The organism is Prevotella sp. P5-108 (assembly GCF_002251385.1).
Taxonomy (GTDB): Bacteria; Bacteroidota; Bacteroidia; order Bacteroidales; family Bacteroidaceae; genus Prevotella.
In genome coordinates this window covers 101,291-119,757 of the sequence record NZ_NPJJ01000003.1, presented here as the reverse complement: position 1 = coordinate 119,757, position 18,467 = coordinate 101,291, and the positions used below count along the sequence as shown (strand labels likewise).

Sequence of the window (18,467 nt, the reverse complement as noted above, 5' to 3'; positions counted from 1 at the left end):
TACCCATTAAAATCCTCTAACCGAAAATTTCCATGAAGTATTCCCCCCCCCCCCCCCTTTCTTGACCTATGTCAATCTGACAGAAGCGTAGAAACTCCATTTTTCAACTTTTTGTCAACATTCACACACCGCGGTCAAGCACACACTGACGGCATGATTATCAACACAAACATTATTACATAAAGGGATAGATCGCAAAGGACAGAAACACGAAAAAAAGAGCAACCCCAAAAGGTCCGCCATTGTGCCAAGCCCCTCTCGGCAACATCCACCCCCACGCACCGCCGCATAGGGCGGAGCCCTGAAAAGAATCAAGACTTTTTGCGGCATCTTCGCCCCTGCAGGCGGCACGGCGAGAGAACGCCTTATGCACCGCAGCCCCACCTTATTTATATATACCCATCCACAGCCTACATCCGCGCCGGCGGGCATCATCTCCACGCCAATAGAGGCTATCGTCTGCACCGTGCGCACATTTTTCGTCCCGTTGTGGTTCAAGGTAAAATATTTTTTGTACTTTTGCGATGTAAATGACATAAGCTATGGATAGCAGACAATTATACCAATTGTACCAACAACACCCCACCGTAACCACCGACAGCCGCAACTGTCCGGAGGGAAGCATCTTCATCGCGCTCAGGGGCGCCTCGTTCGACGGCAACCTTTTCGCCGACGCCGCTCTCGACAAGGGCTGCGCCTATGTGGTGATAGACAACAAGGAATACTATAAGGACGACGGCCGACACATCCTGGTCGACGACTGTCTGACCACCTTCAAGGAGCTGGCACGCGAGCACCGCCGCCAGTTCGACATCCCCGTGATAGGCATCACGGGCACCAACGGCAAGACCACTACCAAGGAGCTCGTATCGGCTGTGCTCGCCGAGCGCTACTGCGTGATGCACACCGAGGGCAACTTCAACAACGATGTGGGAGTGCCCAAGACGCTGCTGCGACTCAACGACACCCACGAGATAGCCGTAGTGGAGATGGGCGCATCCCATCCCGGAGACATCCGCGCACTGGTCGAGTATGTCGAGCCCACCTGCGGCATGATTACCAACGTGGGCCGAGCCCACCTGCAGGGCTTCGGCTCGTTCGAGGGCGTGATGGCCACCAAGGGCGAACTCTACGACTTCCTCGCTGCCCACCACTGCCAGACCTTCATCGACGCCGCCAACCCCTACCTCACCGCCATGGCCGCCGAGCGCCATCTCGACGACACCATGACCTACTCTGCCGACGCCGCAAGCCATGCCGACGTAATGGGAAGGGTGGTTAGCAGCGCCCCGTTCCTCTGCTTCGAGTGGACCCACGGCGCCACCTACCGCGTGCAGACCCACCTCATAGGCACATACAATATCACTAACATGCTGGCAGCCATCACCATCGGACTCCGTTTCGGCGTGAGCCCCGAGCAGATATGCCATGCTCTCGAGCACTACATCCCGAGCAACAACCGCTCCCAGCTCACCGTGACCCAGCGCAACTCGCTCATCGTGGATGCCTACAACGCCAACCCAACCAGCATGAAGGCGGCGGTAGACAACTTCGCCTTCATGCAGGTAGACCACAAGATGGCCATCCTCGGCGACATGCGCGAACTGGGAGCCGCCTCACACGAGGAGCACCAGCGCATAGCAGACCACATAGCCTCTCTCGGACTCAAGGATGTATGGCTCGTAGGCGAAGAGTTTGCCCATACCGACACCGCGTATCGCAAGTTTGCCGATGTGGAGGAGGTCAAGCAAGCCCTCGCCGACAACGACATACGCGACCATTATATCCTCATCAAGGGCAGCAACGGCATACATCTCTACGAGTTGCCCCCACTGCTTTAACACCGACAACATGAAAATAGGACTTGACGCCAAACGCATCGTGCGCAACGGCACGGGGCTGGGCAGTTACGGACGCAATCTGGCCAACAACCTCGCGGGCATCATCGATGCCGACACCCGTCTGCTGCTCTATGCCCCCGACGCCGGACGCGACGACCTGCGCACCCAGGTACGCACCACCGCCAATATGGACTTTGTCTACCCCCGCGGCCACATGCCCAAGTGGCTCTGGCGCTCGTGGGGCATCGTGGGCGACCTGCGCCGCGACGCCGTAGACCTCTATCATGGACTCTCGGGCGAGCTGCCACTGGGCATCCACCGCAGCGGCATCCGCACGGTGGTCACCATCCACGACCTCATCTTCATGCGACATCCCGAGTACTACAACCGGGCCGATGTGAAGATATACACATGGAAGTTCCACCGCACCATAGCCCAGGCAGACCGCATCATAGCCATCAGCGAGTGCACCAAGCGCGACATCATGCACTACGGACACGTAAACCCCGAACGCATCGAGGTTATCTACCAGAGCTGCAGCACCCACTTCAAGTTGCGCGAGAGCGATGCCAAGCTCCAGGATGTGCACGCCCGCTACGTGCTGCCCAGCCGTTACATCATCAACGTGGGCACCGTAGAGCGACGCAAGAACATACTGCTGGCGGTGAAGGCGCTGCAGCACATAGACGATGTGGCGCTGGTCATCGTGGGCCGGCAGACCGACTATGCGCAGGAGGTCAAGGACTACATCGCCGCCCACGGACTGGGCGACCGGGTGCGCTGGCTCAGCGGTGTGCCCAATGCCGACCTGCCCTCGCTCTACCAGATGGCAGAGGCGTGTGTCTACCCCTCGCGCTACGAGGGTTTCGGCGTGCCCATCATCGAAGCCATCCAGAGCGGGCTGCCTGTAGTGGGCTGCACGGGCAGTTGTCTGGAAGAGGCGGGAGGACCCGACTGCCTCTACGTAGACCCCGACGACGACCGAGCCATGGCCCATGCCATCAGCCAGGTGCTCGTGGGAGCTCCCGGGCGCGACGAGCGCATAGCCCGCAGCATGGAATATGTGGCCCGGTTTGAGGGCAACAACGTGGGAGCCCAGGTGCTCGATGTCTATCGCCGCGTCATCCGGGGATAGACCGCGCCCCGACCGCTCACCCCCATCTTGAGCCTCGCCGAAGCTCGCTCGGGCGTACCCGAGCCCGCCACAGATACGATTATCATCACGTTTGCAGATGCCGCAAGCCATCTGCAAACGTGTTTTTTTTATCCCCCACGGTCATCAGACTTTGCCCCACACCGTTTGGGCGGCAGCCCTGCGCCACCGGCCGTCCCTTGTCCCTCGCCCCGTCTGTCCTTGCTTCGTCGTCAGCCACGGTTGCCGACCCGCAGTAGTCGTCACGCCGCCCGCACCACAGCCCTGCGCCCACGCCCATCGGCGCGCCGCGAGCCGAGGGCGGGGCTGTGGTTTTTAGGCTGTTGGCTGCAATATTTGTCCGCGTCCGCAGTTTTTCAGCCACCGTCTTCGCCGTTGTCCTTACTTTTTTTTATATTTGCACCATATTATATATATAGACAGTTACCATTATGAAAATCATCAAGCACTGCATGTTAGCGTTGGCACTCATGGCCGCCATGCCCTCATGGGCACAGACCGACGAGGGCGTGACGCGTTATGTCAACCCGTTTATCGGCACCGGCCAGGTAGATGCCCACAGCCTCAAGGGCGGCAACTTCCCCGGCGCCACCACTCCCTTTGGCATGGTCCAGCTGAGCCCCGAAGAGTTTGTATGCCCCAATGGCGACGGCGCATCGGGCTACGACTACAGCCTGAATACCATCTACGGCTTCGCCCACACCCATCTGAGCGGCACCGGCTGTGTAGACCTGCTCGACGTGATGATGCAGCCATCGGTAGAGCCCATCACCCGTCTGCAGGGCGAAGACCTCTACCCCGCCACCTTCAGCCACGACAACGAGAAGGCCTCCGTGGGATATTATGCGGTTCGTTTCGACGCCTCTGGCATCAACACCGAGCTCACCGCCACCACCCGCACGGGCATGACCCGCATCACCTATCCCGCAGGCAAGCCCCAGACGCTGGCGTTCGACATGAGGCACGCCGGACAGAACCGTGGCGGCGACCGCAAGACCATCATCTTCAATTCGCAGCTGCGCCTCGTCAACGCCACCACGCTGGTGGGCTACCGCATGCTCAGCGGATGGCAGAAGGCGCGCAAGGTATACTTCTACGCCCAGTTCTCACGCCCCGTAGTGGCAAAGACATTCCGCCAGGGTAAGGAGGTCTATGTAGACGGCGACGTGGCCAACGGCCGCGACACCCGCTGCTTCCTCGACTTCGGCGCATCGAGCGAGCCCCTCATCGTCAAGGTAGCGCTCTCGCCCGTGAGCGTAGACAATGCCCGCGAAAACATGGAGGCCGAGAACCCCGGATGGAGTTTCGAGGCTGTCCAGCAGCAGGCAGTGGCAGCCTGGGAGAAGGAGCTCGCCAACATACGCATCGACGGCACCGACGACCAGAAGGCCATCTTCTACACCGGCCTCTACCACGCCTATATCCAGCCCAACACCGTCTCCGATGTCAACGGCGCCTACACCCGCTCCGACTTCACCGACGCGCGTCTGCCCGAGGGCGAGACCCACTACAGCACCTTCTCCCTCTGGGACACCTTCCGTGCCTGCAACCCGCTTTATGCACTGCTCAAGCCCGAGCGAGTGGGCGATATGGTCAAGAGCATGCTGCGCCAGTACGACGTCTATGGCTATCTGCCCATCTGGCAGCTGTGGGGATCTGAAAACTACTGCATGATAGGCAACCACGCCATACCCGTGATGGTCGACGCAGCCCTCAAGGGCCTGCCCGGAGTCGACGCCGAGCGCGTCTACGAGGCTGTGCGTGGCACCTCGATGCGCGAGCACCGCCAGTCGCCATGGAAGTTGCTCGAGCAGTATGGCTATCTGCCCGAGACACGACAGATAGAGTCAGTCTCCATCACGCTCGAGAACGCCTTCGACGATGCCTGCGTGGCGCGACTCGCCAAGCACCTGGGCAAGATGGACGACTATGAATACTTCAACCGCCGTGCCCACCTCTACCGCAACCTCTACGACGAGAAGACTGGTTTCTTCCGCGCCAAAGACGAGAACGGCAAGTGGATGGAGCCATTCAATCCATACACCTACCGACCCAAGGGCATGCACCCCTATGCCGAAGGCAACGCCTGGCAGTACAACTTCTTCGTGCCCCACGATGTGCCCGACATGATAGCACTCATGGGTGGCAACAAAAAGTTTGAGAAGGAACTCGACCACCTCTTCGCCGACACCACCCGAGTGGACCTCGACGGCGGCGGCAATGCCAGCGGATTTATAGGACAGTACGCCCACGGTAACGAGCCCAGCCACCACTGCGCATACCTTTACAACTGGGTCGGCGCAGACCGCAAGGCACAGTACTACACCAACAAGGTGATGACCGAGCAGTACTTCAACCGCATCGACGGCTACTCGGGCAACGAGGACTGCGGACAGATGTCGTCATGGTACATCTGGTCGAGCATGGGCTTCTACCCCGTAGACCCCGCGTCGGGCGTATACAGCTTCGGCTCGCCCCAGCTGCGCCGCGCAGACATCACCCTCGCCAACGGCAAGACCTTCACCGTAAAGACCAACCGCCGCGGCGCCGACGACTGCTACATCAAGGCGGTCAAGCTCAACGGCAAGAAGTATAAGAAGAACTACATCACCTACGCAGACATCATGGCAGGTGGCACCCTCGAGTTTGTCATGGGCAAGTAGTCTTCCAGAGTCATAGCCAGGGGCAATAGCCCCAGAATCGCCCCCAACTGAAGCCCCTCCCCAACCCTCCCCAAGGGGCGGGAGTCCTATCCCGCTGTGTTTAAGGCACTTGGATGGCGCTCCTTCCCCATGTGAAAGGTCGGGAGGGGCTTCTGTTGGTACTCCTTCACCTTGAAGAAAGCTGGGATAGGCCAGCAGTTGGTGCTCCTTCCACTTGGGGAAGGCTGGGATGGGGCTTCCGTTGGAACTCCTTCACCTTGAAGAAGGCATTAGGAGGGTTGGAATGGGGCTTGATGTGGAACTCCTGCCCCTTGGGGAGAGTTCGGGGAGGGGCTTACACAAGCAACAGCAACGCTGTAAGTGTTGCGATTCCCCAGCCCAGGGTTGCGGGCGAAGCACGCTACCCTGGGTATCCACCCCACCAGCCATGCAACGCTGTAAGTGTTGCGATTAGCCGTAGGCGTTACCCTCAGGGGAAAATTATCAAATGTTCCAAACCCGAGAACGTTCCCTCATGGGAAAATTATCATAAAATATAAACCGGGAAAACCTCGCTGCGGGTAACGCCTACGGCTAATCGCAACTCCTTCAGAGTAGCTTTATCTTTTATCATTGTACCCAGGGTAGAGGCGCTGCGCACCTCAACCCTGGGCTATGAAATCGCAACTCCTACAGAGTTGCCAAGGGTGCGCACCATCCTCTCACCGCACACCACGGGCACCCACACACCCCGAACAACCAACCCATCGCACCCCACGGACACCCACACACCCCGACCAACCAACCCATCACACCCCACGGACACCCACACAACCCTACCAACCAACCCATCGCAGCCCCCAAGGACACCCACACACCCCGACCGACCAACCCATCGCACCCCACGGATAACCACGCGCCCCTACCAACCAACTCTGTGCACCCCGTGACCATCGCCACAATTTTTCTGATGACCTCTACGAAAATTATGACTATCTCCACAAAATTTCTGATGACCTCCACAAATCTCCTGACCCTCTCTGCGACGCTGGAGACCACCTCTACAAATATCCTGACCAACTCCGCCGGCTCGTATCGTCCGAAACGTGTGTACGTGCCTTCCGAAACGCGTGTCCGTGCCTTCCGAAACGCGCATCCGCGCCATACGATACGAGCCAGCGAAGTGGCTTTTGGCATTACTATCGGCGTCTTCGGATGATGCTAAACGCCATGGCGGCCTTCTCGAACTCACCAATATTAAAAATAAAGGAGATTTATTTTGTAATATCTTCGGTTTGCACTAACTTTACATAAGTTACGGCGGCACCTCAACAATACAAAATGAAAATACATACGTTTTTTCTTTGTATTGTCTTCGGTTTGCACTAACTTTGTGCAGAAAATTACGACAGATGAATTCATCCGATATTATTGGCAAATTGAAAAGCCGTTATCTGTGGGGCAACCTTTGCGCTATGGCACTGGTGGTGCTGGCATTGGTGATAGGGGTGAAGTTCGCCCTCGACGCCTATACCCATCATGGCGAAGCCATAACCGTGCCCAACCTGAAGGATAAGCGCTTTGCTGACGCCGACCGTATCATGGCCGACCTCAATCTGGTGATGGTGGTCAATGATACCGGCTATGTCAAGACTCTCCCTCCCGACTGCATCCTGAGCCAGTCGCCTGCAGCGGGCGACAAGGTGAAGTCGGGACACGTAATCTATGTCACCATCAACTCGCTGCATACCCCAACCCTCACCATTCCCGACGTGATAGACAACAGTTCGCTGCGCGAAGCTATGGCGCGACTCTCTGCCATGGGCTTCAGGCTCGGCACACCCCAACGCGTGCCCGGCGAGAAGGACTGGGTCTATGGCATCACCGTACACGGACGCCATGTGTCGGCGGGCGACCGCGTGGCTGTCGACGACCCGATAGTGGTACAGGCTGGCAGCGGCATGGTAGACGAAGCCGACTCCATCAACTTTATCGACCCGTTTGACGAGAACGAGTCGGCGGGCGAGGTGGACGAATTTGAAGAGGTCAAAGCTCCGCCGACGGCAGCCGAATAGGCTCGGGGGCTACACCTTATTATATATATAAAGCATCATGACAGACGAAGACATCAACCTGCAAGATATAGACGAACTCGAAGGCGAACCCCAGCTCTACGAGCACTTCAGATTTGTCGTGGACAGCGGTCAGGAGCCGCTGCGCATAGACAAGTATATGCTCGAAAAGCTGCAGCACTCGAGCCGCAACCGCATACAGCGTGCCGCCGATGCCGGTTTTGTGCATGTCAACGACCGCCCCGTGAAGCGCAACTATCGCGTGCGCCCGGGCGATGTGGTCACGCTCATGCTCGACCGTCCGCGCCACGACACCTCTATCGAGGCCGAGGACATACCACTCGATGTGGTCTATGAAGACAGCCAGCTGATGGTGGTCAACAAGCCCGCCGGTCTCGTGGTTCACCCCGGCGTGGGCAACTTCACTGGTACGCTGGTCAACGCCCTCGCCTGGCATCTGCGCGATGTCGAGGGCTACGACCCCAACGACCCCGAGGTGGGTCTGGTGCATCGCATAGACAAGGATACGAGCGGTCTGCTGGTGGTAGCCAAGACTCCCGACGCCAAGACCAAGCTGGGACTGCAGTTCTTCAACAAGACTACACATCGCAGTTACAATGCCCTGGTATGGGGAAACGTCAAGGACGACGAAGGACGCATCGAAGGCAACATCGGGCGCGACCCTAAAGACCGTCTGCGCATGGCTGTATTTGCGCCAGACTCGGGCATAGGCAAGCCCGCCGTGACCCACTACCGCGTCATCGAGCGGTTTGGCTACGTCACCCTCATCGAGTGCATACTCGAGACCGGTCGCACCCACCAGATACGCGCCCACATGCGGTCGATAGGCCATCCCCTCTTTGCCGACGAGCGCTACGGTGGCATGGAAATCCTGCGCGGCGAGCGCAGCGCCTCCTACCGCGCCTTTGTGCAGAACTGCTTCTCACTCTGTCCGCGGCAGGCACTCCACGCCCGCACACTGGGCTTTGTGCATCCCACCACGGGCAAGCAGATGGACTTCACGTCTGAATGGCCTGAAGACATGCGCCAGCTCATCGAGAAGTGGCGTACGTTTATCGCAGGAACAACCAAAAATACTTTTGCAGAGAACTAAACAAGGATAAAGATGAAAGAACTGAAAAGAAACATCGCCATCGTTTGCGGCGGCGACTCATCAGAGCACGATGTCTCTATGCGCTCGGCACAGGGCATCTATTCGTTTTTCGACAAAGAACGTTACAATGTATATATCGTGGATGTCAAAGGACAGGACTGGCACGTGCAGCTCGCCAATGACACCACTGCACAGATAGACAAGAACGACTTCACCTTCGTATGCGACGGCAAGGTCGTCGAATTTGACTACGCCTACATCACCATCCACGGCACCCCCGGCGAGAACGGACTGATGCAGGGCTACTTTGACCTGCTCCATGTGCCCTACTCCACCAGCGGCGTGCTGGTCGAGGCTATGACCTTCGACAAGTATGTGCTCAACAACTATCTGAGAGGCTTCGGCGTCAACGTGGCCGACAGTATCCTGGTGCGCCGTGGCGATGAGATCGACGAGAACGAGGTGGCACGCCGTCTGGGTATGCCCTGCTTTGTCAAACCCGCTGCCGACGGTTCGAGCTTCGGCGTGTCGAAGGTGAAAGAGCCCGACCAGCTGGCTGCCGCACTGCGCGTGGCATTCATGGAGAGCAACGAGGTGATGATAGAGCGCTATATGCAGGGCACAGAGATAAGCATAGGCTGCTACAAGACCAAGGAGAAATCGGTGGTATTCCCCGCTACCGAGGTGGTGACGAGCAACGAGTTCTTCGACTACGCCGCCAAGTACAACGGTCAGGTGCAGGAGATTACGCCTGCCCGCATAGCCGACGCCACCGCCAAAGCCGTGGCCGAGGAGACCAGCCGCATCTATGACATCCTGCACTGCAACGGCATCATCCGCATCGACTATATCATCACCAAGGATGCCGAGGGCAACGACTGCATCAACATGCTCGAAATCAACACCACACCCGGCATGACCGCCACCAGCTTCATCCCACAGCAGGTGCGCGCCGCCGGCCTCGACATCACCCAGGTACTGAGCGAGATTGTGGAGAACCAGTTCTAACCTACAGAACTTCCGCTTATGAAAATTCCTGAACAGTTTGACCCCATCCGTCCGTTTGAACCCGACGAGTTACCGGACGTCTTTGACCGCCTGCTCCAGAACGAGCAGTTCTGCAGCGTGCTGGCCTATTTCTACCCCGACGTACCCAAAGAGGCGCTGGCTGCCAAGATGCACGCCTGCAAGGACAACCTCGATTTCCAGAAGACCTTCTGCTACGGTTTTCTTGTACAGCTGCTGGCGCGGCTCAGCAAGGGATGCGACATCGACATCGCATCGCTCGACACCGACAGCCGCTACACCTTCATCAGCAACCACCGCGACATAGTGCTCGATTCGGCACTGCTCGACAAGCTGCTGATAGACGCGGGCTTCAACACGACATGTGAAATCGCCATCGGCGACAATCTGCTCAAGCTGCCCTGGGTCAAGGACCTGGTGCGCGTCAACAAGTCGTTTATCGTAGAGCGTGCCCTCTCCATGCGCGAGATGCTGATGGCGAGCAAGCGGCTGAGCGAGTACATGCACTTCGTCATCGCCGAGAAGAACGACAACATATGGATAGCCCAGCGCGAAGGCCGCGCCAAGGACAGCAACGACCGCACCCAGGAAGCCATACTCAAGATGATGGTGATGGGCGGCGATGGCTCTATCATAGACCGCCTGAAGCAGCTGCACCTCGTGCCCCTCGCCATAAGCTATGAGTACGACCCTTGCGACTATCTCAAGGCTGCCGAACTGCAGGCGCGCCGCGACAACCCCAGTTGGCAGAAAGGCCCGATGGACGACGTGACAAGCATGCAGACCGGCATCATGGGCTACAAGGGATACATACACTACCAGTGTGCTGACTGCATAGACAGCTACCTCGACACCATCCCGGCAGACACGCCCAAGACCGAGCTATTCCGCCTCATCGCCGACCACATAGACCGGCAGATATTTGCAGGCTACCGCCTCTATCCCAACAACTACGTGGCGCTCGACCTGCTGCAAGGCGACTCTGCCCACGCCGACCACTACACGGCTGAAGATAAAGCGCATTTTGAGGCTTACCTCAAGGACCAGCTGGACAAGATAGAGATGGAGGGCAAGGACGATGCCTATCTGCGCGAACAGATGCTCAAGATGTATGCCAACCCGGCTATCAACCAAATGGGGCTGTGATATGAGATACTGGCTACTGGGCGTGATGGCAGTGGTGATGGCGGCTTGCGAGAGCAGCAGCTACGACTCGGGCGACGGACACTACTCGTATATGCAGGCCGAAATGGTCGACGCATATACGACAGACAAGGGCGTGATAAGCCGCGTGGTGACCGACGAGGGAAAGGCGCTGCAGCTGCAGCCCACGATTACGGCAAAATGGGCGGCAAAGGCCGACACGCTGTATCGTGCCCTGTTCTACTACGACTATCACGACGCAGCCACCACCGTCAAGCCACGCTCTATCGGTGCGGTGCCGGTGTTGCGGCCTATTGAGACCACACGCCCCGACACGCTGCGCACCGACCCGCTCGGACTCGAAAGCGCATGGCGCAGCACTACCGGGCGCTATATCAACATGAGACTGGCGCTCAAGGCAGGTGCCAAGGACAACGGAGAGATGGGGCGCCAGACCGTGGGCGTGAAGTGTGACACCCTACGCATGGGAAGCCGCGAGCAGTTTACCTTCACGCTGCTGCACAACCAGAACGGGGTGCCCGAATACTACACCCAGGTGGCGTTTGTGAGCATCCCGCTCGACGAGAGGGCACAGGAAGCCGACATCGTGGTGCGCGTCAACACCTACGGCGGACTCATGGAGCGCCGATATTAGACCGAAACCCTTACCCCAAACAAAAAAAAGATGCACAACATGCTGCTGGCTGCGCGTTGTGCATCTTATATATTATATAATGTATAGTCGTTATACTCCGAGCTTGATGGCGAGCTTCTCAAGCATATCGCGGGTCATGGCGTCGAGGTCGTAGCGTGGACACCAGTCCCACTCCTCGCGCGCACAGGTATCGTCGAGACGGTCGGGCCAGCTCTCGGCTATGCTCTGCTTGAGTGGGTCTACATCATAGACCATCTCAAAGTCGGGCTTGTACTTCTTGATGGCCTGGTATACGGTCTCGGGACCGAAGCTGAGCGATGCGATGTTGAACGCATTGCGGTGAACGAGGCGCGAGGGGTCGGCCTCCATCACGTCGATGGCTCCCTTGAGCGCGTCGGGCATGTAAATCATATCCATCAGTGTACCCTCCTTGATAGGACATACGAAGCGCTCGCCGCGAACTGCCGAGTAATAGATGTCGACAGCATAGTCGGTGGTGCCGCCACCAGGAGGAGTGACATAGGAGATGACTCCAGGGAAGCGCACGGCACGGGTATCGACGCCATACTTGTTGAAATAATAGTCGCTGAGCAACTCGGTGGTAACCTTGGTGACGCCATACATGGTGCGGGGACGCTGGATGGTGTCCTGGGGAGTCATCATCTTGGGTGTAGATGGTCCGAAAGAACCTATCGAGCTGGGTGTGAATACGGCGCAGCCATGTTCGCGAGCCACTTCGAGTATGTTCCAGAGTCCATCGATACCTATCTTCCATGCCAGACGAGGCTTGGACTCGGCCACTACCGACAGGAGCGCAGCCAGATTGTAGATGGTGTCGATATTATACTGCTTTACCACGCTGGCTATCATCTCGCCGTTGGTGACATCAGCCTCGGCCGACGGACCACTCTCCAGCAACTCTCCCTTGGGCTCTGCGCCCTTGATATAGCCAGCTACTACATGGTCGTTGCCATAGATTTTTCTCAATTCACGCGTCAGCTCAGAACCAATCTGGCCTGTAGAGCCGATGACCAAGATATTTTTCATGTGTCAAGTACTTAAAATTATGGGTGCAAATTAACTAATTTTTTTTGAGACTAAGGACAAAAAAGCCATAAAAAAACCTTTTTACCCGCAGATTAACAAAAAAAACAGGCAAACGCTTTTATTTGTCGAAAATAATGCGTTATTTTGTAGTCTAACAAGAACTAAAACGTGAACAAACATGTACGGTAAAATCAAAGAACAGCTCTGCGCTACTTTGGAAAATCTCAAGAGCGCAGGCCTTTACAAAGAAGAACGCATCATCGAGAGCCCCCAGGGTGCTGCCATCCAGGTCAAGGGCGAAGAAGTGCTTAACTTTTGTGCCAACAACTATCTCGGTCTGTCCAACCATCCCCGCCTTATCGAGGGTGCCAAGCAGATGATGGACCGTCGCGGTTTCGGTATGTCTTCGGTTCGCTTCATCTGTGGTACTCAGGACATCCACAAGGAACTTGAGGCTGCCATCAGCGACTACTTCCATACCGAGGACACCATACTCTATGCCGCCTGCTTCGACGCCAACGGCGGTCTCTTCGGCTCTTTCCTCACCGAGGAAGACGCCATCATCTCCGACGCCCTCAACCACGCCTCTATCATCGACGGTGTGCGCCTGTGCAAGGCCAAGCGTTACCGCTATGCCAACGCCGACATGGCTGAGCTCGAGAAGTGTCTGCAGGAAGCTCAGGCCCAGCGCTTCCGCATCATCTGTACCGACGGTGTATTCTCGATGGACGGCAACGTGGCTCCGATGGACAAGATCTGCGACCTCGCTGAAAAATACGACGCCCTCGTCATGGTCGACGAGTCTCACTCGGCTGGCGTGGTAGGTGCTACCGGTCACGGCGTGAGCGAACTGTGCAATACCTATGGCCGCGTAGACATCTATACCGGCACACTGGGCAAGTCGTTTGGTGGCGCCCTCGGCGGTTTCACCACCGGCCGCAAGGAAATCATCGACATGCTGCGCCAGAGCAGCCGTCCTTACCTCTTCTCCAACTCGCTGGCTCCCGCCATTATCGGCGCCAGTCTCGAGGTGTTCAAGATGCTCAAGGAAGACAACTCCATCCATGACCATCTGGTAGAGAATGTCAACTACTTCCGCGACAAGATGCAGGCTGCCGGCTTTGACATCAAGCCCACCCAGAGCGCCATCTGCGCCGTGATGCTCTACGACGCGCCGCTCTCTCAGCGCTATGCCAACCGTCTGCTCGAGGAAGGTATCTACGTCACAGGCTTCTACTATCCAGTAGTGCCCAAGGGCGAGGCCCGCATCCGTGTGCAGCTCTCTGCCGCCCACACCCGCGAGCAGCTCGACAAGTGTATCGCCGCCTTCATCAAGGTGGGCAAGGAACTTGGCGTGCTCAAATAAACCCGATTTCGTTTTCAAGATTATAGCCGCAGGCACATTCTCAGTGATGAGGAACGCCTGCGGCGTTTTTGTGTCCAGCCGCGAGACGGGCGGAAAAGACGCCATTTTCCCTGTCTATAGTCAAAAAAAGCGGAAGATAAGTTTGGCATTAACGGAAATTGTCTTAATTTTGTAACCATAGCCATCGGCCATCGGCTATGGCTGTCATCTGAAATACTATACACCAAACCTAACGACTGAACTATGAGTGTACTGAAAGAGAACGCAAGACTTGGCAAGTACCTTGCCCAAAGCCTCATCAAGGAGAACGAATATACCGAGACCTACCGTGTGATAGATGACAACGACAACATCTATTTTCTCAAGCTGTATATCCTCAAGAAGACTCCAGAGCGCCTCATGGACACTGCCACGCACGAGGTCTACACCATCGAGCGCTGCAAGAAACTTGTCAATGAAAACATCGTCTCCTTCATCGATTCGGGCAAGGTCCACCTGGACTGCGGAGAGTGCCACTACTTCGTCACCAATTATTTCACCGGCGACGTGCTGATGGACAAGCTCGCCCGCGAAGGCAGGATGGATGCCGACACCGCCCTGAATATATATAGAGGTATTCTCAACGGCCTCGGCTACCTGCACCGTCAAGGCCTGTGCCACAACGACATCACTCCCCGCAACATCATGCTTTCCAAGGTGGCTGGAGGCATTCCCGAAATCATCGATATGGGGCACACAGCGCCGCGATGCAATGGAAAGACACCCTTTGAGGTGGCAGACCTGGAGGTGGAGTACTGCGCCAACGAGACCTTCATGGGCCTCTACGACGAGCAGAGCGACATCTTCTCTGCCACGGCCGTCCTCTACACCATGCTCTTCGGCGCGGCTCCGTGGGAGATGACCTTTACCGAGGGCATGACCAGAGCGCGCCGCTTCACGCTCATCAAGGAGAAGCGCAAGTCAGAACAGCTCTCGCTCGAGGGTGTAGACCTCGACGACAAGACCACCCGCATCCTGCAGAAGGGTCTGGCGGTGAAATACGAAGACCGCTTCAAGTCGGTCGAGGAAATCATCAGCCTCATCGACGGCAAACCCTGTCAGGAGACCACTGGTGCCAATGCACCGGGACAATCCTCCGGCCCCACCACCCAGCAGGCGGAAGACAACCCCAACGCCGTAACGTTCAGCGTGGAGCAGCAGAAGGGCAACGGATTTGCCGACATCGCCGGCATGAAGGAACTCAAGGACATGCTCTACCAACGCGTAATCTTTGTCATCAAGAACAAGGAACTGGCAGAGCGCTACAAGCTCACGCCACCCAATGGCATGCTGCTCTATGGTCCTCCCGGATGCGGCAAGACGTTCTTCGCAGAAAAATTCGCCGAAGAGACGGGCTTCAACTTCCTCATGGTCAAGACTTCAGACCTGGCGAGCATCTACATCCACGGTTCGCAGGAGAAGATAGGCAGTCTCTTCAAGCAGGCACAGGAAAAAGCACCGTCTGTGCTGTGCTTCGACGAGTTTGACGCGCTGGTCCCCAACCGCTCCAACATCGACAACACGAGCATGTCGGGCGAAGTCAACGAGTTTCTGAGCCAGCTCAACAACTGCTCCAAGAAGGGCATCTTTGTCATCGCCACTTCCAACCGCCCCGACAAAATAGACCCGGCTGTGCTGCGTACCGGCCGCATAGACAAGCAGATCTACGTGCCGCTGCCCGACCTCGACGCGCGCAAGGAGATGTTCATGCTCCACCTCAAGGACCGCCCCTACGACGAGACAGCCATCGACGCCCAGCATCTGGCTGAGCTGTCCGACGGATACATAGCCAGCGACATCGCCTACATCGTGAACGACGCAGCCATGACGGCAGCCTTCACCAACCAGCTCATCAGCCAGGAGCTGCTCGAGACCTCCATCCGCAACACGCGGCCCTCGATACGCCCCGAGATGGTCAATATGTACAAGGAGATAGAAGAGAAGATGCAGGGAGTGGAGCGCCGCAACATGGAACGCCCGCGCATAGGTTTCAACGCCTGACAGAAGCAAGAGAACAATAAACCATATACATCCTAACAACCAAAACCCAAAAATTATGACAAATGTAGATTTAATGAAAGAGTTCCTCAGCTCACAAGGTTTCAAATACGAGCAGGACGAAGACAACGACATCTTCTTCAAGTACCAGATGCGCAACTTCATATTCATGGGCAGCGACAACGACGAGACATTCCTGCGTCTGGTCATGCCGGGCGTCTTTGACGTGACCGAAGACAACCGCGCCGGCGTCCTCGAAGCCACCAACGCGGTGAGCGTCTCGATGAAGGTGGTCAAAGCCACTATCGTCAACGACAATGTGTGGCTCTCTGCCGAGCTGCTGATAGACAGCACGCCCGTCTTTGACGACATTATCCCCAGAGTGCTCGATATTCTGCTTGCCGCCCAGCAGGAGTTCTACAAGCAGATTAACTGACGCTGTCGCCCTGGTCGCCACGGCGACAACCGACCCATACGAAAAAGATGCACAACGCGCTGCCAGCAGCATGTTGTGCATCTTCTTTATATGGACTACGGCCAAGCCGATGGCTCAGCCAGCCCCACTGATATTCGTCCGCCCCGCGGCAAGTGTTTCCTCACAGTTTGCCTTCCTCGCGATAACTGTAGTAGGCGCCATCGGTGACGATGACATGGTCTACCAGTCTGATGCGCATGGTCTCACAGGCTTTACGCATGAGGTCGGTAATGCGGTCGTCATCGCGGCTGGGATGGCAGTTGCCACTGGGATGGTTGTGGCAGAGCGCCATCACGGTGGCATTGCAGAGCAGAGCCTCGCGGAGTGCCACCCTCACATCGACCGCCGTCTCGCTGATGCCGCCATGGCTCAGCCGCAGCACCTTGATGAGCCTGAACGACTGGTTGGCCAGCACCACCCACGCCTCTTCGACATCGAGGTCCTGCATACGGGGATGCATCTCGCGATAGATGGCGTCGGCGCTGTCCATGCGCGGGCGTTCCTCGGGCCGCGACACCTGTCGGCGACGGCCCATTTCACAGGCGGCCTGAATGGTCACCGCCTTGGCCAATCCCACGCCCTTGTATCGCTGCAGCTCGGCAAGCGAGAGTTTGCCCAGCTGGTTGAGATTGTTGCCACAGTCGGCCAGTATCTCCTTCATCAGGTCTACAGCGCTCTTCTCGGGAGTGCCCGACCCGATGAGGATGGCCAGCAGCTCGGCATTGCTCAGCGCCGACGCTCCCAGGCGGGCCAGCTTCTCACGCGGACGGTCTTCCTCTGCCCACTGGTTGATGCTCAGACTGCCGGAGGTCATTTATAGAAGGTTTTTTCGTAAGCACTGAACTCACTCTTGCCACACACACAGCGCTTCCACCACGCCGAGAGGAAGCCACAGCCATAGCCCGTAAGCTGGATGAAAGCCGAGGCGATGCTGAGCACACCCACGCGCAGACTGCGCGCCGAGCGGGTGGCGTCGATGCAGATGATGAGCGAATAGAGCACCAGCGGAGCCAGTGCCAACGCCATGAGCCATGGTCCGAGAGTGGTCTGCGGGCAAGCCGCCCATACCCCTGCTCCCACCAGAGCCATCACCGCCAACAGCGCCACACCCACGGTGAAGACCATAGGCAGCAGATGGACGAGCTTGAGGCTCTCGGGATATTTCTTGTAGAGGTTGATGCGCGCGATACCGCTATTGTAGACCTGCCGCCAGAACTTGCGGAAGTCTGTACGGCGCTTGTGCCACACCCAGGCTGCGGGGAAAAGGCGGCAGCGGCATCCTGCCTTGAAGATACGGATAGAGAAGTCGATGTCTTCACCAAAGCGCATACGCGAGAAACCACCCAGACGCTCATAGACATCACGACGGATGCCCATATTGAACGAGCGGGGATAGAATTTGTCCAGTTTCTTCTTGCCGCCACGTATTCCGCCGGTGGTAAAGAAGCTCGTCATCGAGTAGGAGATGGCTTTCTGCACCGGAGTAAACGACGGATGGGCACTGTCGGGACCACCAAAAGCATCGCACTCGCGCTCTGCCAGTTCGGCATCTACCGCCGAGAGATAGCCCGGAGGCAACACCACGTCGGAGTCGAGCACGATGAGATACTCTCCCTGCGCCCGCTCCGCACCATAGTTGCGGCTCTGACCAGGGCCCGAGTTCTCCTTATTATAATAGTGCAGGTCTAACCTGTCGGCATATCGGTCGCACACGTCGCGGCAAGGCACTGCCGACCCGTCTTCGACCACCACCACCTCAAAGTCACGACACTCCTGGCGCGTAAGGCTGTCGAGCAGCTCGTCGACCTCATCGGGACGGTTGTAGACGGGTATGATAAAACTATATTTCATGTCAGTAGTACAGATAGGATTGATGGTATTGAAACGCAGACAACC

15 protein-coding genes are annotated in these 18,467 nt (G+C 57.2%); 12 read left to right on the top strand and 3 right to left on the bottom strand.

The features are described 5' to 3' along the window. The first annotated feature begins 542 nt into the window (after positions 1-542). The 9 genes from murF to CIK95_RS00795 all read left to right on the top strand — a co-directional run bounded on the left by murF (position 543) and on the right by CIK95_RS00795 (position 11,646). The gene (murF, locus tag CIK95_RS00840; protein WP_094466007.1) at positions 543-1,841 is read left to right on the top strand and encodes a UDP-N-acetylmuramoyl-tripeptide--D-alanyl-D-alanine ligase; all 1,299 of its coding nucleotides are present in this window, start codon (positions 543-545) and stop codon (positions 1,839-1,841) included. A 10-nt stretch (positions 1,842-1,851) separates the two neighbouring features. Then, positions 1,852-2,976 (top strand): glycosyltransferase family 1 protein, encoded by a 1,125-nt coding sequence (locus tag CIK95_RS00835; RefSeq protein ID WP_094466006.1) that lies wholly within the window; start codon positions 1,852-1,854, stop codon positions 2,974-2,976. Between the two features lie 449 nt (positions 2,977-3,425). Continuing rightward, positions 3,426-5,657 carry a GH92 family glycosyl hydrolase gene (locus CIK95_RS00825; RefSeq protein ID WP_094466004.1) on the top strand — a complete coding sequence of 744 codons (2,232 nt, stop codon included), beginning with the start codon at positions 3,426-3,428 and terminating at the stop codon, positions 5,655-5,657. 967 nt (positions 5,658-6,624) lie between these two features. Beyond that, complete coding sequence (locus tag CIK95_RS13030; RefSeq protein ID WP_144008201.1) at positions 6,625-6,855, top strand: hypothetical protein; 231 nt, start codon at positions 6,625-6,627, stop codon at positions 6,853-6,855. A 193-nt stretch (positions 6,856-7,048) separates the two neighbouring features. After that, positions 7,049-7,711 (top strand): PASTA domain-containing protein, encoded by a 663-nt coding sequence (locus CIK95_RS00815; protein ID WP_094387866.1) that lies wholly within the window; start codon positions 7,049-7,051, stop codon positions 7,709-7,711. 37 nt (positions 7,712-7,748) lie between these two features. Further along, positions 7,749-8,822: an RluA family pseudouridine synthase gene (locus tag CIK95_RS00810; RefSeq protein ID WP_022310341.1), complete on the top strand. Its 1,074-nt coding sequence runs from the start codon at positions 7,749-7,751 to the stop codon at positions 8,820-8,822. A 12-nt stretch (positions 8,823-8,834) separates the two neighbouring features. Then, a complete protein-coding gene (locus tag CIK95_RS00805; RefSeq protein WP_094466002.1) occupies positions 8,835-9,830 on the top strand; it encodes a D-alanine--D-alanine ligase in 996 nt (331 codons plus the stop codon). Positions 9,831-9,848: 18 nt separating this feature from the next. Beyond that, the gene (locus tag CIK95_RS00800) at positions 9,849-10,994 is read left to right on the top strand and encodes a 1-acyl-sn-glycerol-3-phosphate acyltransferase (protein WP_094466001.1); all 1,146 of its coding nucleotides are present in this window, start codon (positions 9,849-9,851) and stop codon (positions 10,992-10,994) included. A 1-nt stretch (position 10,995) separates the two neighbouring features. Then, positions 10,996-11,646: a NigD-like C-terminal domain-containing protein gene (locus tag CIK95_RS00795; RefSeq protein WP_158215048.1), complete on the top strand. Its 651-nt coding sequence runs from the start codon at positions 10,996-10,998 to the stop codon at positions 11,644-11,646. Between the two features lie 90 nt (positions 11,647-11,736). Here CIK95_RS00795 and CIK95_RS00790 read toward each other — a convergent pair whose 3' ends face one another. Beyond that, on the bottom strand, positions 11,737-12,693 hold the full coding sequence (locus tag CIK95_RS00790) for an NAD-dependent epimerase/dehydratase family protein (RefSeq protein ID WP_022310345.1): 957 nt from the start codon (positions 12,691-12,693) through the stop codon (positions 11,737-11,739). Between the two features lie 178 nt (positions 12,694-12,871). Here CIK95_RS00790 and kbl point away from each other — a divergent pair, with 178 nt between their 5' ends. The 3 genes from kbl to CIK95_RS00775 all read left to right on the top strand — a co-directional run bounded on the left by kbl (position 12,872) and on the right by CIK95_RS00775 (position 16,532). Further along, the gene (kbl, locus tag CIK95_RS00785) at positions 12,872-14,059 is read left to right on the top strand and encodes a glycine C-acetyltransferase (RefSeq protein ID WP_094387236.1); all 1,188 of its coding nucleotides are present in this window, start codon (positions 12,872-12,874) and stop codon (positions 14,057-14,059) included. Positions 14,060-14,302: 243 nt separating this feature from the next. After that, positions 14,303-16,099, top strand: a complete 1,797-nt coding sequence (locus CIK95_RS00780) for an AAA family ATPase (protein WP_094465999.1) — start codon at positions 14,303-14,305, stop codon at positions 16,097-16,099. 55 nt (positions 16,100-16,154) lie between these two features. Then, on the top strand, positions 16,155-16,532 hold the full coding sequence (locus CIK95_RS00775; RefSeq protein ID WP_022310348.1) for a YbjN domain-containing protein: 378 nt from the start codon (positions 16,155-16,157) through the stop codon (positions 16,530-16,532). A 160-nt stretch (positions 16,533-16,692) separates the two neighbouring features. Here the strand turns inward: CIK95_RS00775 and radC are convergent, their stop codons facing one another. Both radC and CIK95_RS00765 read right to left on the bottom strand, forming a co-directional pair. After that, positions 16,693-17,385 carry a DNA repair protein RadC gene (radC, locus tag CIK95_RS00770; protein ID WP_094465998.1) on the bottom strand — a complete coding sequence of 231 codons (693 nt, stop codon included), beginning with the start codon at positions 17,383-17,385 and terminating at the stop codon, positions 16,693-16,695. Next, positions 17,382-18,422, bottom strand: coding sequence for a glycosyltransferase family 2 protein (locus CIK95_RS00765; RefSeq protein ID WP_094465997.1), 1,041 nt, complete (start codon positions 18,420-18,422; stop codon positions 17,382-17,384). Before CIK95_RS00765 ends, radC begins: the two co-directional genes overlap by 4 nt. Positions 18,423-18,467: the final 45 nt, after the last annotated feature.

Excerpts from the sequence above, each read along its gene's own strand:
- murF (WP_094466007.1), top strand. The coding sequence starts at position 543 with ATGGATAGCAGACAATTATACCAATTGTACCAACAACACCCCACCGTA.
- CIK95_RS00835 (WP_094466006.1), top strand. The coding sequence starts at position 1,852 with ATGAAAATAGGACTTGACGCCAAACGCATCGTGCGCAACGGCACGGGG.
- CIK95_RS00825 (WP_094466004.1), top strand. The coding sequence starts at position 3,426 with ATGAAAATCATCAAGCACTGCATGTTAGCGTTGGCACTCATGGCCGCC.
- CIK95_RS13030 (WP_144008201.1), top strand. The coding sequence starts at position 6,625 with ATGACTATCTCCACAAAATTTCTGATGACCTCCACAAATCTCCTGACC.
- CIK95_RS00815 (WP_094387866.1), top strand. The coding sequence starts at position 7,049 with ATGAATTCATCCGATATTATTGGCAAATTGAAAAGCCGTTATCTGTGG.
- CIK95_RS00810 (WP_022310341.1), top strand. The coding sequence starts at position 7,749 with ATGACAGACGAAGACATCAACCTGCAAGATATAGACGAACTCGAAGGC.
- CIK95_RS00805 (WP_094466002.1), top strand. The coding sequence starts at position 8,835 with ATGAAAGAACTGAAAAGAAACATCGCCATCGTTTGCGGCGGCGACTCA.
- CIK95_RS00800 (WP_094466001.1), top strand. The coding sequence starts at position 9,849 with ATGAAAATTCCTGAACAGTTTGACCCCATCCGTCCGTTTGAACCCGAC.
- CIK95_RS00795 (WP_158215048.1), top strand. The coding sequence starts at position 10,996 with ATGAGATACTGGCTACTGGGCGTGATGGCAGTGGTGATGGCGGCTTGC.
- CIK95_RS00790 (WP_022310345.1), bottom strand. The coding sequence starts at position 12,693 with ATGAAAAATATCTTGGTCATCGGCTCTACAGGCCAGATTGGTTCTGAG.
- kbl (WP_094387236.1), top strand. The coding sequence starts at position 12,872 with ATGTACGGTAAAATCAAAGAACAGCTCTGCGCTACTTTGGAAAATCTC.
- CIK95_RS00780 (WP_094465999.1), top strand. The coding sequence starts at position 14,303 with ATGAGTGTACTGAAAGAGAACGCAAGACTTGGCAAGTACCTTGCCCAA.
- CIK95_RS00775 (WP_022310348.1), top strand. The coding sequence starts at position 16,155 with ATGACAAATGTAGATTTAATGAAAGAGTTCCTCAGCTCACAAGGTTTC.
- radC (WP_094465998.1), bottom strand. The coding sequence starts at position 17,385 with ATGACCTCCGGCAGTCTGAGCATCAACCAGTGGGCAGAGGAAGACCGT.
- CIK95_RS00765 (WP_094465997.1), bottom strand. The coding sequence starts at position 18,422 with ATGAAATATAGTTTTATCATACCCGTCTACAACCGTCCCGATGAGGTC.